This window comes from Streptomyces sp. ALI-76-A (assembly GCF_030287445.1).
Lineage (GTDB): Bacteria > Actinomycetota > Actinomycetes > Streptomycetales > Streptomycetaceae > Streptomyces.
Genome location: NZ_JASVWB010000002.1, coordinates 6,949,185 through 6,962,270 on the forward strand (window position 1 = coordinate 6,949,185; position 13,086 = coordinate 6,962,270).

At 73.2% G+C, this 13,086-nt stretch carries 13 protein-coding genes; 5 read left to right on the forward strand and 8 right to left on the reverse strand.

The genetic code is table 11. The features are described from left to right. Position 1: 1 nt before the first annotated feature. The 3 genes from uraH to QQS16_RS31775 all read left to right on the forward strand — a co-directional run bounded on the left by uraH (position 2) and on the right by QQS16_RS31775 (position 2,793). Complete coding sequence (gene uraH / locus QQS16_RS31765; protein WP_286065493.1) at positions 2 to 409, forward strand: hydroxyisourate hydrolase; 408 nt, start codon at positions 2 to 4, stop codon at positions 407 to 409. A 6-nt stretch (positions 410 to 415) separates the two neighbouring features. Next, positions 416 to 1,345 (forward strand): factor-independent urate hydroxylase, encoded by a 930-nt coding sequence (gene pucL, locus QQS16_RS31770; RefSeq protein WP_286065494.1) that lies wholly within the window; start codon positions 416 to 418, stop codon positions 1,343 to 1,345. A gap of 71 nt (positions 1,346 to 1,416) precedes the next feature. Beyond that, on the forward strand, positions 1,417 to 2,793 hold the full coding sequence (locus QQS16_RS31775; RefSeq protein ID WP_286066521.1) for an 8-oxoguanine deaminase: 1,377 nt from the start codon (positions 1,417 to 1,419) through the stop codon (positions 2,791 to 2,793). Between the two features lie 424 nt (positions 2,794 to 3,217). Here the strand turns inward: QQS16_RS31775 and QQS16_RS31780 are convergent, their stop codons facing one another. From QQS16_RS31780 to QQS16_RS31795, 4 genes are all read right to left on the reverse strand, one after another. Continuing rightward, on the reverse strand, positions 3,218 to 3,640 hold the full coding sequence (locus QQS16_RS31780) for an acyl-CoA thioesterase (RefSeq protein WP_286065495.1): 423 nt from the start codon (positions 3,638 to 3,640) through the stop codon (positions 3,218 to 3,220). A 62-nt stretch (positions 3,641 to 3,702) separates the two neighbouring features. After that, positions 3,703 to 4,332 carry a hypothetical protein gene (locus QQS16_RS31785; RefSeq protein WP_286065496.1) on the reverse strand — a complete coding sequence of 210 codons (630 nt, stop codon included), beginning with the start codon at positions 4,330 to 4,332 and terminating at the stop codon, positions 3,703 to 3,705. A gap of 112 nt (positions 4,333 to 4,444) precedes the next feature. Next, positions 4,445 to 5,044, reverse strand: coding sequence for a histidine phosphatase family protein (locus QQS16_RS31790; RefSeq protein WP_286065497.1), 600 nt, complete (start codon positions 5,042 to 5,044; stop codon positions 4,445 to 4,447). Positions 5,045 to 5,065: 21 nt separating this feature from the next. Further along, positions 5,066 to 6,274 carry a pyridoxal phosphate-dependent aminotransferase gene (locus QQS16_RS31795; RefSeq protein WP_286065498.1) on the reverse strand — a complete coding sequence of 403 codons (1,209 nt, stop codon included), beginning with the start codon at positions 6,272 to 6,274 and terminating at the stop codon, positions 5,066 to 5,068. Between the two features lie 86 nt (positions 6,275 to 6,360). On the opposite strand from QQS16_RS31795, the gene QQS16_RS31800 reads away from it, so the two are divergent. After that, a complete protein-coding gene (locus QQS16_RS31800; RefSeq protein WP_286065499.1) occupies positions 6,361 to 6,987 on the forward strand; it encodes a winged helix-turn-helix transcriptional regulator in 627 nt (208 codons plus the stop codon). A 124-nt stretch (positions 6,988 to 7,111) separates the two neighbouring features. On the opposite strand, the gene QQS16_RS31805 is transcribed toward QQS16_RS31800, so the two are convergent. From QQS16_RS31805 to QQS16_RS31815, 3 genes are read right to left on the reverse strand one after another with little or no spacing between them, the layout of a single operon-like run. After that, the gene (locus QQS16_RS31805; protein ID WP_286065500.1) at positions 7,112 to 7,909 is read right to left on the reverse strand and encodes a hypothetical protein; all 798 of its coding nucleotides are present in this window, start codon (positions 7,907 to 7,909) and stop codon (positions 7,112 to 7,114) included. Continuing rightward, positions 7,909 to 9,174 carry a VWA domain-containing protein gene (locus tag QQS16_RS31810; RefSeq protein WP_286065501.1) on the reverse strand — a complete coding sequence of 422 codons (1,266 nt, stop codon included), beginning with the start codon at positions 9,172 to 9,174 and terminating at the stop codon, positions 7,909 to 7,911. The genes QQS16_RS31805 and QQS16_RS31810 overlap by 1 nt, the downstream gene beginning before the upstream one ends. Positions 9,175 to 9,219: 45 nt before the next feature. Continuing rightward, positions 9,220 to 10,725 (reverse strand): IucA/IucC family protein, encoded by a 1,506-nt coding sequence (locus QQS16_RS31815; RefSeq protein ID WP_286065502.1) that lies wholly within the window; start codon positions 10,723 to 10,725, stop codon positions 9,220 to 9,222. A gap of 92 nt (positions 10,726 to 10,817) precedes the next feature. On the opposite strand from QQS16_RS31815, the gene QQS16_RS31820 reads away from it, so the two are divergent. Then, positions 10,818 to 12,365 carry an IucA/IucC family protein gene (locus QQS16_RS31820; protein WP_286065503.1) on the forward strand — a complete coding sequence of 516 codons (1,548 nt, stop codon included), beginning with the start codon at positions 10,818 to 10,820 and terminating at the stop codon, positions 12,363 to 12,365. 500 nt (positions 12,366 to 12,865) lie between these two features. Here the strand turns inward: QQS16_RS31820 and QQS16_RS31825 are convergent, their stop codons facing one another. Further along, positions 12,866 to 13,036 carry a hypothetical protein gene (locus tag QQS16_RS31825; protein ID WP_286065504.1) on the reverse strand — a complete coding sequence of 57 codons (171 nt, stop codon included), beginning with the start codon at positions 13,034 to 13,036 and terminating at the stop codon, positions 12,866 to 12,868. Positions 13,037 to 13,086 lie beyond the last annotated feature (50 nt).

Here is a 13,086-nt window from a genome sequence, read left to right on the forward strand (position 1 = left end):
CATGAGCACCAGCACCACCGCCTCGGTGTCGACGCACATCCTCGACACCAGCGTCGGCCGCCCCGCCGGGGGAGTCGCCGTCCAGCTCTCCGCCCGCCTCGGGCGGGACGCGGACTGGCAGCCGCTCGGCGGGTCCGTGACCGACCCGGACGGGCGGTGCAAGGACCTCCCGGCGCTGCCGGAGGGAACCACCCACGTACGGCTCGACTTCGCCGTGGAGGCGTACTTCGAGCCGGACGTCCAGCACCAGCGAGCCGAGGCACGGCAGGACGCCCCCGCGAATCGGGACAGCGGGCCTGGAGTGTTCTTCCCGGAGGTGGCGATCACGTTCGCCGTCGTGCCGGGCGAGCACTACCACGTACCGCTGCTGCTCAACCCGTTCGGCTACTCCGTTTACCGAGGGAGCTAGCAGACCATGGCAGACACTTCCCGCCCGGCCCGTCCGGTGTTCCTGGGACAGAACCAGTACGGCAAGGCCGAGAACCGAGTCGTCAAGATCACGCGGGACGGCGCCACCCACCACATCAAGGACCTGAACGTGTCCGTGTCGCTCAGCGGCGACATGGACGACGTCCACTACTCCGGCTCCAACGCCAACGTCCTGCCGACCGACACCACCAAGAACACGGTGTACGCCTTCGCCAAGGAACACGGCATCGAGTCCGCCGAGCAGTTCGGCATCCACCTCGCCCGTCACTTCGTGACCTCGCAGGAGCCGATCCACCGGGCCCGGATCCGGATCGAGGAGTACGCCTGGGAGCGCATAGCCAACGCCGGTGAGGGCGCGCACTCCTTCGTCCGCCAGGGCCAGGAGACCCGGCTGACCCAGATCACCTACGACGGCTCGTCGTGGGAGGTCGTCTCGGGACTGAAGGACCTGGTCGTGATGAACTCGACCGACTCCGAGTTCTGGGGCTACGTCAAGGACAAGTACACGACGCTGCCCGAGGCCTACGACCGCATCCTGGCCACCCAGGTCTCCGCCCGCTGGCGCTTCGGCTGGTCCGACGACGCACAGCGGCCGCCCCACTGGGACGAGTCCTACGAGCAGACGAGGAAACACCTGCTCCAGGCCTTCGCCGAGACGTACTCGCTCTCGCTCCAGCAGACCCTCTACCAGATGGGCGCGCGGATCATCGACCACCGCGACGAGATCGACGAGGTCCGCTTCTCCCTCCCGAACAAGCACCACTTCCTGGTGGACCTGGAGCCGTTCGGACTGAAGAACGCCACCGACGACGGAGCCGTGTACCTCGCCGCCGACCGGCCCTACGGCCTGATCGAGGCGACCGTCCTGCGGGACGGCTGCGAGCCGAGGATCCCCGTGGACCTCACCAACCTCTGATCCACCCCGACACCTCAGAGACCACAGAGATCACCGAGATCACAGAGATCAGTGAGCGAGAAGCGCGCATGATGGCAGCAGACCGGCGCATCGTCATAGAGAACTGTTCGATCGCGACCGTCGACGCCCACGACACCGAGTACGCGAGCGGACACGTCGTCGTCGCCGGCAGCCGCATCGAGTCGGTCGGCGCGGGCCGGGCCCCCGAGGGCCTGGAGCACGTCGACCGCAGGATCGACGCCACCGGCCACCTGGTGACCCCGGGCCTGGTCAACACCCACCACCACTTCTACCAGTGGATCACCCGGGGCCTGGCCACCGACCACAACCTGTTCGACTGGCTCGTCGCGCTGTACCCGACCTGGGCGCGCATCGACGAGCGGATGGTGCGTGCGGCGGCCCAGGGCTCGCTCGCGATGATGGCCCGCGGCGGCGTCACCACCGCCATGGACCACCACTACGTCTTCCCCACGGGCTCCGGCGACCTGTCCGGCGCGATCATCGGCGCCGCCCGCGAGACGGGCGTCCGCTTCACCCTCGCCCGCGGCTCCATGGACCGCAGCGAGAAGGACGGCGGGCTGCCGCCGGACTTCGCCGTGGAGACCCTGGACGCCGCCCTCGCCGCCACCGAGGAGACCGTCGCACAGCACCACGACGCCTCCTTCGACGCCATGACCCAGGTCGCCGTCGCGCCCTGCTCGCCCTTCTCCGTCTCCACCGAACTGCTCAGCCAGGGCGCCGAGCTGGCCCGCCGCCTCGGCGTCCGGCTGCACACCCACGGCTCGGAGACGGTGGAGGAGGAGCAGTTCTGCAAGGAACTGTTCGGCATGGGCCCGACCGACTACTTCGAGTCCACCGGCTGGCTCGGCGAGGACGTGTGGATGGCGCACTGCGTCCACATGAACGACGCCGACATCGCCGCCTTCGCCCGCACGAAGACCGGTGTCGCCCACTGCCCGTCGTCCAACGCCCGGCTGGCCGCCGGGATCGCACGGGTCCCCGACATGCTGGCGGCCGGCGTCCCGGTCGGCCTCGGCGTCGACGGCACGGCGTCCAACGAGTCCGGCGAACTCCACACCGAGCTGCGCAACGCGCTCCTCGTCAACCGCCTCGGCGCCCACCGCGAGGCCGCCCTGAACGCCCGCCAGGCGCTGCGGCTCGGCACCTACGGCGGCGCCCAGGTGCTCGGCCGCGCACGGGAGATCGGCTCCCTGGAGCCCGGCAAGCTGGCGGACCTGGTGCTGTGGAGGCTGGACACCCTGGCCCACGCCTCCATCGCCGACCCGGTGACCGCGCTGGTCCTCGGCGCGGCGGCCCCGGTCACGGCCTCCTTCGTGAACGGCCGCCAGATCGTCGAGGACGGCCGGCTGCTGACCGCGGACGAGGACGCCATCGCCCGCGCCACGCGGGCGGAGGCCCAGCGGCTGGCGGCGATCGCCGCGCGGTGACTCCGTACGCGCGTACGGATCTCGAGCTCCGGTCGGGAGGGACGGCTCCCGGCCGGTGGCCGTGGACCCGAGCGGGGTCCACGGCGGCCGTGTCCGGGGCACGCACGCCCGTGCGCGCCCCGGAACGGTCACCGTCCCGGTCCCGCACGCGGCGGGGCAGGGGCCGCGAGCGTCACCCTCGCCTGAACGCCCGGCGGGGCCGGGGGTCCGGCAGCGGCCCGGTGAAGACCTGGATGGGCACGCCCATCAGGGTGCGGACGTCGGACGTCATGCGACCGGTCGCAACAGCCGGTGGCGGCGGCCGGTTCGGCCCAGGGAGCGCTGTCCGGGTGCGTCAGCGGGGCGCGTGCCCGTGCGCGCGGCGGCTGACGGTGTCCGTGGCGCTGCCACGGGCCCGGCGCGGACGCCCCGGCGGCCGTGCGGCTCAGAGGCCGAACAGTTCCGGATCGACGGCCAGTTGCTTGAAGTGCTCGCGGGGATCCGCCACCAGCTTGCGCTTGTCGAGGTCCATCAGGCCGCCGACGGCCGTGATCTCGGCCGCCACCGTGCCGTCCGTACGGCGGATGGTCTGCTCGATGCGGAACGTCTTGCCCTCGCCCCAGACGAAGTCGCACGTCACCTCGACCTCGTCGCCGGCGAGCAGTTCGCGCCGGTAGCGGATGGTCGTCTCCAGCGCCACGGGGCCCACGCCTGCGCCGATGAGACCGGCCTGGCTGATGCCGGCCGCCGCGAGCAGCGACCAGCGGGCGTGCTCCGCGTAGTTGAGGTAGACGCTCTGGTTGAGGTGGCCCTGCACGTCCGTCTCGTAGCCACGGACGGTCACCGGGACGGAAAACGGTTCGGTCACGGCTTCCCCTTCTTCGTCGTGGACCTTCTGCTGCCCTGATCTTGGCATGCGCGTCATGGGCATCATCTGCGACGGGGGGACGCCAGCAGATAGCGGGCTCTCGTCCGCGGCTCCGTGTGCTCCCCCGCCTGCCAGCCCGCCTGCTCCAGCGTGGCCGCGCAGGCCCGCAGCCGCTCGGTGTCCGCCGCGTGCACGGCGACGGCCTCCGGCTGCGGGGTCGCGCGCACCCGGTACCCGTCGGTGCCGTTCCGCCCCGCCGGGCGGTGTCCGGCGGCCTCCAGGGCGAGCGCGGCGGCCTGCACCAGATGCGTACGCTCCCAGCCGCACGGCCGGTCCGTGGCACCGTCGGAATTGGTCATCCGGCGCAGCTCCAGCATCCCCTGCCAGGCACTGTGCACCTCGCGCGTCCGGGATGGGCCGGCCTCGGGGGCGTCCGGTTCACCGCCCACCCGCGCGGCGAACACCCCGGACCCGGTGCTCTCCACGGGCGCCTCGGGCGCCGGTGCGACCTCCTCGCGCATCCGGTGCCCGGCCGGGGTCAGGAAGTGGTCGTGCGGCGGTCGCGGATGCCGGAAGGCGAGCCCCCGCTTGACCAGCGCCGCGAGCTGCGCGTCCGTTGCCCTGAGCCGCCCGGTGACGGGATCGGCGGCGTCGATGACACGCCGCTGCGCGGCGGTCGGCGGTCGGGTCACGGCGTGCTCCTTCCCGGTGCGCGGAGGACGCCGGAGCCTTCGCCCGGACCCCTCGCCCGGACCCCGAGTCCAGAACCCCGGGTCCAGAACCCCTCCGCCAGTACGTCCGAGATTACGACGGAGGTCTGACATTCCACCCGGCGATCACCGGCCGCCCGTGCTCCGTGCCCAGCCGGCTCAGCGCGCCCGTCGCCAGCTGGAACAGCGCGCCGCCCGACGGCGGCAGACCGAGCCGGCGGGCCGTGAGGACGCGCAGGAAGTGGCCGTGCGCCACCAGGACCACACAGCCCTCGGTGTTGGCGAACGCGGCGTCCACCTTGGCCAGCACACGGTCGGCGCGCTCCCCGACCTGCTCCGGGGTCTCCCCGGGGTGGTCCGGCGGGCCGGGCGTCACCCCGTCCGTGAACAGGAACCAGTCCGGCCGGGTGCGTTGGATCTCGACGGTGGTGATGCCCTCGTAGCCGCCGTAGTCCCACTCGTGCAGGTCCGCGTCCACCCGCACGTCGTGCAGTCCGATCAGCTCGGCCGTCTCGCGGGCCCGCTGCGACGGGCTGACGAACGCGGCCCCGATCCGGTGCGAACGGATCAGCGGCACCAGCCGGCGTGCCTCGGCACGGCCGCGCTCGGTCAGCGGGACGTCCGTCAGTCCGGTGTGCCGCCCCGATCGCGACCACTCGGTCTCACCGTGCCGTACAAGAAAGAGATCACTCATGCGGCCCAGGTTAGGAGACCGCTACTGCCGATAGCCGCTCAGGAACCGTCCGATCCGGCCGATCGCCGCCTCCAGGTCGTCCGCGTGCGGGAGGGTGAGGATGCGGAAGTGGTCCGGCGTCGGCCAGTTGAAGCCCGTGCCCTGGACGACCTGGATCTTCTCCCGCAGCAACAGGTCCAGGACGAACTTCTCGTCGTCGTGGATCCTGTGCACCTTGGGGTCGAGGCGGGGGAAGGCGTACAGCGCGCCCTTCGGCTTCACGCACGACACGCCGGGGATCTCGTTGAGCTTCTCCCAGGCCACGGTGCGCTGTTCGTGCAGGCGCCCGCCGGGAGCCGTCAGCTCGCGGATGGACTGGCGGCCGCCGAGCGCGGCTTGGATGGCGTACTGGGCCGGCGCGTTGGCGCACAGCCGCATGGAGGCCAGCATGGTCAGGCCCTCCAGGTAGTTCCGCGCGTGCTGCCTGGGGCCGGTGATCACCAGCCAGCCCGAGCGGAAGCCCGCCACCCGGTAGGTCTTCGACAGGCCGCAGAAGGTCAGGACCACCAGGTCGGGGGCGAGGGCGGCGGCCGAGTGGTGGACGGCGTCGTCGTACAGGATCTGGTCGTAGATCTCGTCGGCGAGCACCATCAGGCCGTGCCGGCGGGCGAGGTCGAGGATGCCCTCGACGATCTCCTTCGGGTAGACCGCGCCGGTGGGGTTGTTGGGGTTGATGATGACGACGGCCTTGGTGCGGTCGGTGATCTTCGCCGCCATGTCGTCCAGGTCCGGGTACCAGCCGGCCTGTTCGTCGCACAGGTAGTGGACGGCCTTCCCGCCCGCGAGCGTCGTCACCGCCGTCCACAGGGGGAAGTCCGGAGCGGGGATGAGGATTTCGTCGCCGTCCTCGATGAGCGCCTGGACGGCCATCGACACCAGCTCGGAGACGCCGTTGCCGAGGAAGACGTCGTCGACGTCGACCTCCAGGCCGAGGGTCTGGTAGCGCTGGGCGACGGCCCGGCGGGCGGAGAGGACGCCGCGCGAGTCGGTGTAGCCGTGTGCCCGCGGCAGCATCCGGATCATGTCCTGGAGGATCTCCTCCGGCGCCTCGAAGCCGAACAGGGCGGGGTTGCCGGTGTTCAGCCGGAGCACGCTGTGCCCCGCCTCCTCCAGCGCGTCGGCCTGCTCGATCACCGGGCCGCGGATCTCGTAACAGACCTCGCTCAGCTTGTTCGACTGCCGGAACTCCATGCGCTTACGCCCCTCCGGTTCGTGTGATGCTTGGTTTTACCAAGTGTGAGCTTGGAAAGTCCAACACATTGTCTAGACTGCGTCGCATGTCACCTCGCCGAAGCTACGACCAGTACTGTTCCGCCGCCCGGGCGCTCGACGTGGTCGGCGACCGCTGGACGCTCCTGATCGTCCGGGAGTTGCTGGGCGGTCCGCGCCGCTACACCGACCTGCACGCCGACCTGCCGGGTGTCAGCACGGACGTACTCGCCTCGCGGCTGAAGGACATGGAGCGCGACGGCCTGACGACCCGGCGCCGGCTGCCGCCGCCCGGCGCGGCGTACGTGTACGAACTCACGGCGCGCGGTGGGCAGTTGCTGCCCGTGCTCCAGGCCCTGGGGCACTGGGGGCAGGCCCGGCTGGGCGAGCGGCGGCCCACCGACGCCGTCCGCGCGCACTGGTTCGCGCTGCCGCTGCTGCGCTCCCTGGAGGGCGAGGGCCTCGTCGACGTACGGCTGGAGGAGGGGAACTTCCATCTGTACGTGGGCGCAGAGGAGGGGCCTGTGTACGGCGACGGGCCCGCCCCCCGGGAGCCGGACGCCCGGCTGGTCCTGGACACCGGCACCTGCACGGCGATCGGGCGGGGCGAGCTGAGCGTCCTGGAGGCGGTGCGGACCGGGCTGGTCGAGGTGACGGGTGACGGCGCGCCGGCGAAGGCGCTCAGGGAGGCGTGAGGCTCGCGGAGGCGTGGCGCTGGGGAGGCGTGAGGCGTCGGGAGGCGTGAACTCCACGGGAGTGACGTCCACGCAAGCGTGAAACGGCAGGAGGCCCGCTCGCGGCGGGCCTCCTGCCGTCATGTCACGCTCCCGGCGGCACCCGTGCGGGCCGCCCCGACCCGCGGGTCAGCGTGTACCCGCCGACACCGGCGAGCGCGGCCAGCACACCGCCCACCGCGGTCCACACCCACCGGTCGGACCACCAGCCGGAGGACCAGCCGTCGTCGGGGTCGACGCCGGACAGCACGGCGGTGTCGGACGCACCGTCCTCCTCCGCCTCCGAGGTGACCGCGACGCCCGGGACCAGCGGCTCGGCCAGCGAGCCGTCCACCGCGGCCGAACCGCCGATGTCCTCGGAGCCGACCCGCACCTGCGCGTCGACCGGAAGGCCCAGGTCGGCGGTGGTGAGCCCGACGGCGGTCAGCCGGACGTAGTACGTCCCGGGCAGCGGGTCGTTCGCCCACTGCTCCGACCAGGCGCGGACCGTGCGCAGCGTGCACGCCAGCCGCACCGAGGCGGCGCCCGCCGCGGCGGTGCGGGTCTGCGCGCCGTACTGGCACGCCTGGCGCCGGCGCAGCCCGTCGTACACGTCGAGCTGCCAGGTCTCGACGGCGTGCGTCGCGGGCAGCTTCACCGTCGCCTCGACGGTGGGACGCTGTCCCGCGTCCGCCGGGAACGCCCAGTACAGGTAGTCGCCCGCGGACCCCTTCGCCGTGGCCGTCCGGCCCTGCTCGATCTCGGTGGCCGTGCGGAACGAGGTGCCGGCGGCGGTGGGCGCGTCGCCGTCCGCAGAGGGGGACGGCGACGCGTCGGCCGCCGCCGGGGCGACGGCCAGCCCGAGCATCAGCAGGGACGCGCTCAACACGCGAGTGATCCGCATCAGTTGGTCCTCCAGACCGCGAGCCGCCAGCGCGACAGCCAGCCCCAGACGAGACCGGCGAGGAAGCCGGTGAGGATCAGCGCGCCCAGCAGCCACCAGCCGCGACCGAGGCCGAAGGAGGCCACGTCGCTCGCGGGCGACGGCCCGTCCACGACGTCGACGGTCAGCTCCAGCGGCAGACCGGGTGTGGTCTTCACCCCGGAGGCCGCCGAGAAGGAGTGGGTGACCTGGAGGCACACGGTCTCGGCGGCGGCAGCGTCGTCGTCACCCTCCGCCTTCGGGTACCGCAGCCCCGTCGAGACCACGTCCGTCCGGCCGTCGCCCGCCGCCTCGCCGCGCACGATCTCCCGGCCGCGCGTCGTGACCGCCCGCAGCAGCACCCCGTAGGACGGGTTCACGGCCCGGTCGGCGCCCACGCTCACCGAGGCGCGCAGCTCCTGGCCGGGTTCCACGTCCACCCGGTACCAGCGCTGCCGCCCGAACTCCTCGCGGTCGGTGTACAGACCGGACTTCACGGCCGGCGCCGAGGCGCACGCGGTGGCCCCTTCCACCGCGACCGGTGTCACCACCGGATCGGCCGCCCGGTCCACCAACTGGTTGACCTTGTCGGTGAGTTCGTCGGTGTGCTCCACCGACGTGTAGGTGCCGCCGGTGGCCTCAGCGATGCAGCTGAGCTGCTGCCGCATCTTGGTGTTGGGGACCAGGCCGAGGGTGTCGACGGTCAGGCCGATGCCCTTCGCGGCGATCTCGCGGGCCACCTCGCACGGATCCAGCGGGGCGCAGGTGTCCTCGCCGTCGCTGATCAGCACGATCCGCTTGGAGCCGGTGCCGCCGTCGAGGTCGTCGGCCGCCGCCAGCAGCGCCGGGCCGATCGGGGTCCAGCCGGTGGGGGAGAGGGTCGCCACCGCCGTCTTCGCCTCGGTGCGGTCCAGCGGGCCGACCGGGTAGAGCTGCGCGGTGTCCTTGCAGCCCGTCTTCTGGTCGTCGCCCGCGTAGTCGGCGCCCAGCGTCCGGATGCCGAGCTGGACCTCCTCGGGCGTCGCGTCCAGCACCTCGTTGAAGGCCTGCTTCGCCGCCGCCATCCGGGTGCCGCCGTCGATGTCCCGGGCCCGCATGGAACCGCTCACGTCGAGGACGAGGTCGACCTTGGGCGCGCTCTCGCCGGTGGGTTCACCGGCGAGAGCCGCGGCCGGGAAGACCAGCCCGGCCGTCAGGGCGGCGAGCAGGGCGCACACTCCCGCCGCCGGCCGTTTACGTGTGATCATCGGCGGATCCTATTGATCAGCGGTGCCGCGCTCCAAAACGGCCGTTCAGCGCAGGGGGTTGGGCAGCGCGGTCCACTGGTCGCCCGGCGTCCCCGGCGACAGCCGCATCAACGTCAACGCCTTGGCCGGCAGGGGCTGTTCACGCAGCGCGGTGAGATCGGGCGTGCGCGGCAGCTCCCGTACGGCGCTCTCCAGCGCCCCGCCCAGCGCCGCCGCCGAACCCGCCGTGCCGGCGAGCGCCCCCGCCACCAGCGACCCGAACAGCTTGCGCCGCAAGGTGGTTTCGTCGTCCGTGACGATCCGGCCGGTCAGCTCCGGCACCGGGATGCCGTGCCGGGCCAGCCGGGCCGGGCTCACCCGGATGTCGGCGAGGTCCCGGTAGACCAGGCGCAGGGGAGCGCCGGCCGGGGACAGCACGACGAGCAGGTTCTGGCCGTGCGCCTCCAGGGCCACGCCCAGATCCAGCAGCCGCAGGCCCACGGTGAGGGCGAGCCGGGCGAACTCGGCGAGCCAGGCGGGGGAGTCGGGCAGCCCGGTGGCGGGCAGGGCGGCCACCGGCACCACGCGTTCACCGCTGCCCGGTGTGACGTGTGCCTGCGGCGACTCCCGCAACACCGCGGCCAGATCGGGGGAGTGGGCGGTGGCCGCGCCCAGGGTGCGGGTGACGTGCAGCAGACCGTCCAGGCGGGCGGCCAGCGTCCGGGCGAACTCCGACAGGGTCGCGGACAACCGGATCGAGTACCCGGAGATGTCCCGCACCGACGAGGTGAGCCGGGCGCTCAGCGCGGTCTTGACGTGCGGACCGCCGTCGGGGACCGCCAGGGTGCGCAGGGACATCAGCGGGCGCGCGTCGAGACCGGTGTCGCACGTCCGCTTGAGCACGTGCTCCGCCTGCCACGGATGCACCGGCAGCAACAGCCTCCCCCCGTCGAGCAGTTCGTCCGGCCAGACGCCCGTCACCAGGCACTCGCCCGCCGTGACCGGCAGCAGCCCCAGCCGCACCAGCGGCCGGTGCTCGGGCCCGTAGGCGAGCTGCTCGGCCACCGAGAAGCCGGGCCGGGCACGGCAGCCCGGGTGGTACGGGTGCCCGTCGACCACCCGCTGCTCCCACTCCCAGTCCTCGCGCGGCCACCCCGTCGGGCGCGGCTGGTCCTGCCCGGCCCGGGAGAGCGCCAACGAGGCGACACTGTGCCCGAGTTCGGCGGCGAAGTCCGTGGCGTGCGGTACGACGAGGTCGGTCATCAGCCGGGCCGGATCGTCGTACGACACGTCGTCGAGCCGTACGGCGGTGACGTACGCGGTCGTGGCGTACGGGTCCGGACGCGGACCGCGCAGCCGCCGGCCGTCCGCCAGGCGCAGGGTGACCTCGTCCGGGCCGGCCGTGCGGTCCGTGAGCCATGGGAACGGCTCATGGGTCAGCGCACGCCACAGGCGGGTCAGGACGGCGGCGCGGGCACCGGGCAGTTCGGCCGAGTAGCGCGGCACGAGTCCGGGGCGTACGGCGGCCAGTTCCTCGGCGACCTCGGCCTCGGCGGTGGGGGGACGGTGCACGGTCGGGCTCCTCGGGTACGGATGGGGTGTCACGACAGGTGGTGACTACAGACATACTGATCGTCTCCGCCCGAACGGACCGCAGAGAACGAATGGAACGCGTGGATCCCTTCCCCCCGACCGCCGCCGATGACGCCGCCCCCCGCGCCGACATCGCGGCCCGCGCCGACGCCTACGCGGCGGCGCCCCTCCTCAACTGCCTGCTGAGGGAGGTGGCCGAGCCCGTTCCGTACCCCGCCGGACCCGCCGGACCCGCCGGACCCGCCGGACACCGGGTGTACCGGCTGCCCGGGGGCAGACTGCTGCGGGTGCGCGGCGCGCGGCGACCCGCCGGGCCCGAGGTGTACACGGACGGCGGCTGGCGGCCCGTCGGCCACCCCGAACTCGTCAAACTCGTCGCCGAGGAACTGGTCCGGCACACCGGGCTGTCCAACCCCGACCTGCCCCCGGAGATGATCGACAGCCGGGACGCGGTCGCCGCGCTGCTCGCCGCCCGGGCCCGGGCGACACCGCCCGACGACCCGTATCTGCGCTCCGAGCAGTCCCTGATCACGGGCCATCCCCACCACCCGGCCCCCAAGGCCCGCGGCGGCGGGCCGGTCGCCGGCTGGCTGCCCTACGCGCCCGAGGCGTACGCCCGCTTCCCGCTGACGCTGCTCGGAGTGCGCGAGGACGCGGTCGTCGAGGAGGGCGACACCTCGGCCCTCGACGCGCTCGGCGCGGCCCCGCCCGGCTACCGCCTGCTGCCCGCCCATCCCTGGCAGCTCGACCTGACCGCCCGCGATCTCGCCCCGGCCTTCACCGACGGACGCCTGATCCGGCTCGGCGCGACGGACTTCGAGGCCTGGCCGACGGCCGCGGTCCGCACGCTGTACGCGCCCACCCGTGACCTCTTCCTGAAGTTCAGCCTCGACGTGCGCATCACCAACGACATCCGTCGGCTGTGGCGCCACGACCTGGACCGACTACACCGGACGGACGCGGCGGCCCGCCGGGCCCTCACGGCGGTCGACGGTCCGGCGCACTGGCTGAGCGACACCGGCTACCGCACCGCGGACTTCGCCTTCGAGGAACTCGCCGTCCTGGTCCGCGAGGGGCTGCGCGACCGGCTGGTGCCCGGCGCGACCCCGCTGCTCGCCGCCGGGCTGGTCGAGGGCTTCGACGGCAGCCCCCTCGACGGCACCGCCGATCCGGCGGGCTGGTGGGCGGCCTACCTGGCCCAGGTGGTGCCGCCCGCGCTCGCGGCCTTCGCCGACCACGGCGTCGTCCTCGAAGCACACCTCCAGAACACGCTGGTCGCGGTCGACGCCGCCGGCACACCCGTGCAGGCGCTGTTCCGGGACGCCGAGGGCGTGAAGCTGCTGCCGGAGGTGTCCCGCGAGGCCGGCTGGGAACGGCTCGTGTACTGCCTGGTCGTCAACCACCTGATCGAGGTCGGAGCGGCCCTGGCCGAACGCCACCCGGGCCTCGACCCCTGGCCCGCCGTCCGCCGCGAGCTGTCCCGGCACGACCTCCCCGAGATCGCCGCCCTGCTCGCCTCGCCCACCCTCCCCGGCAAGACGAACCTGCTGCTGCGCTGGACCGGCGCGGACGGCGCCGACGCCCGCTACCGGTCCCTGCCCAACCCCCTCACGGGGTGAGAACCGGCTGACGAGCACCGGCGCCGAGGACCGCCGGCCGAGCGCCGGCGCCGGGACTGGCGGCCGAGGGCGGCCGAGGCCCGGCTGACGGGTACCCGCGGCCGGAGACCGGCTCATGAGCTCCGGTACCGGGACCGGTGGCTGAGGACCGGCCGACGAGGATCGACGGCGAGGCCCGGCGCCGGGACTGGCGGCCGAGGGCGGCTGACGAGCACCGGCGCCGAGGACCGACTGAGGCACCACCGGCTGTCGAGGACCGGTGGCTGAGACCGGCTGATGAGAGCACCGGTGTCAAGCCCGGGCCGAGGGGCGGCCGCCGAGCACCGGCGGCCGAAGCCCGGCTGTCGGGCACCCGCGGCCGGAGACCGGCTGTCGGGCACCCGCGGCCGGAGACCGGCTCATGAGCCACCCGTCGAGCCACCCGTGCCGCCGACCGGCGGCTGAGGACCGGCCGGCGAGCGTCCGCGGACGAGGGATCGGCCGGTGAGCGTCCGCCGAGGTCATCCGGTGCCTTGGTCGGTCTCCTCCCACTCCTCCCGCGCGTCCGTGACCTCGCTGTCGCCGGACGGGTCCGGCTGCGGGTGTCCTTCCTCCTCGGGGTGGACATCGCGTTCACCGGTCTCCCGCTCCAGCGGGGAATCAGGCTCGCGTCCGGGTTCGGGACTGCTCATGACCACTCCTTCGCGATGCCGGAACAGAACGGGCATATCGACTTCCCCTG

Excerpts from the sequence above, each read along its gene's own strand:
- QQS16_RS31805 (WP_286065500.1), bottom strand. The coding sequence starts at position 7,909 with ATGCGGATCACTCGCGTGTTGAGCGCGTCCCTGCTGATGCTCGGGCTG.
- QQS16_RS31825 (WP_286065504.1), bottom strand. The coding sequence starts at position 13,036 with ATGAGCAGTCCCGAACCCGGACGCGAGCCTGATTCCCCGCTGGAGCGG.
- QQS16_RS31795 (WP_286065498.1), bottom strand. The coding sequence starts at position 6,274 with ATGGAGTTCCGGCAGTCGAACAAGCTGAGCGAGGTCTGTTACGAGATC.
- QQS16_RS31810 (WP_286065501.1), bottom strand. The coding sequence starts at position 9,174 with ATGATCACACGTAAACGGCCGGCGGCGGGAGTGTGCGCCCTGCTCGCC.
- QQS16_RS31800 (WP_286065499.1), top strand. The coding sequence starts at position 6,361 with ATGTCACCTCGCCGAAGCTACGACCAGTACTGTTCCGCCGCCCGGGCG.
- QQS16_RS31775 (WP_286066521.1), top strand. The coding sequence starts at position 1,417 with ATGGCAGCAGACCGGCGCATCGTCATAGAGAACTGTTCGATCGCGACC.
- QQS16_RS31790 (WP_286065497.1), bottom strand. The coding sequence starts at position 5,044 with ATGAGTGATCTCTTTCTTGTACGGCACGGTGAGACCGAGTGGTCGCGA.
- pucL (WP_286065494.1), top strand. The coding sequence starts at position 416 with ATGGCAGACACTTCCCGCCCGGCCCGTCCGGTGTTCCTGGGACAGAAC.
- uraH (WP_286065493.1), top strand. The coding sequence starts at position 2 with ATGAGCACCAGCACCACCGCCTCGGTGTCGACGCACATCCTCGACACC.
- QQS16_RS31820 (WP_286065503.1), top strand. The coding sequence starts at position 10,818 with ATGGAACGCGTGGATCCCTTCCCCCCGACCGCCGCCGATGACGCCGCC.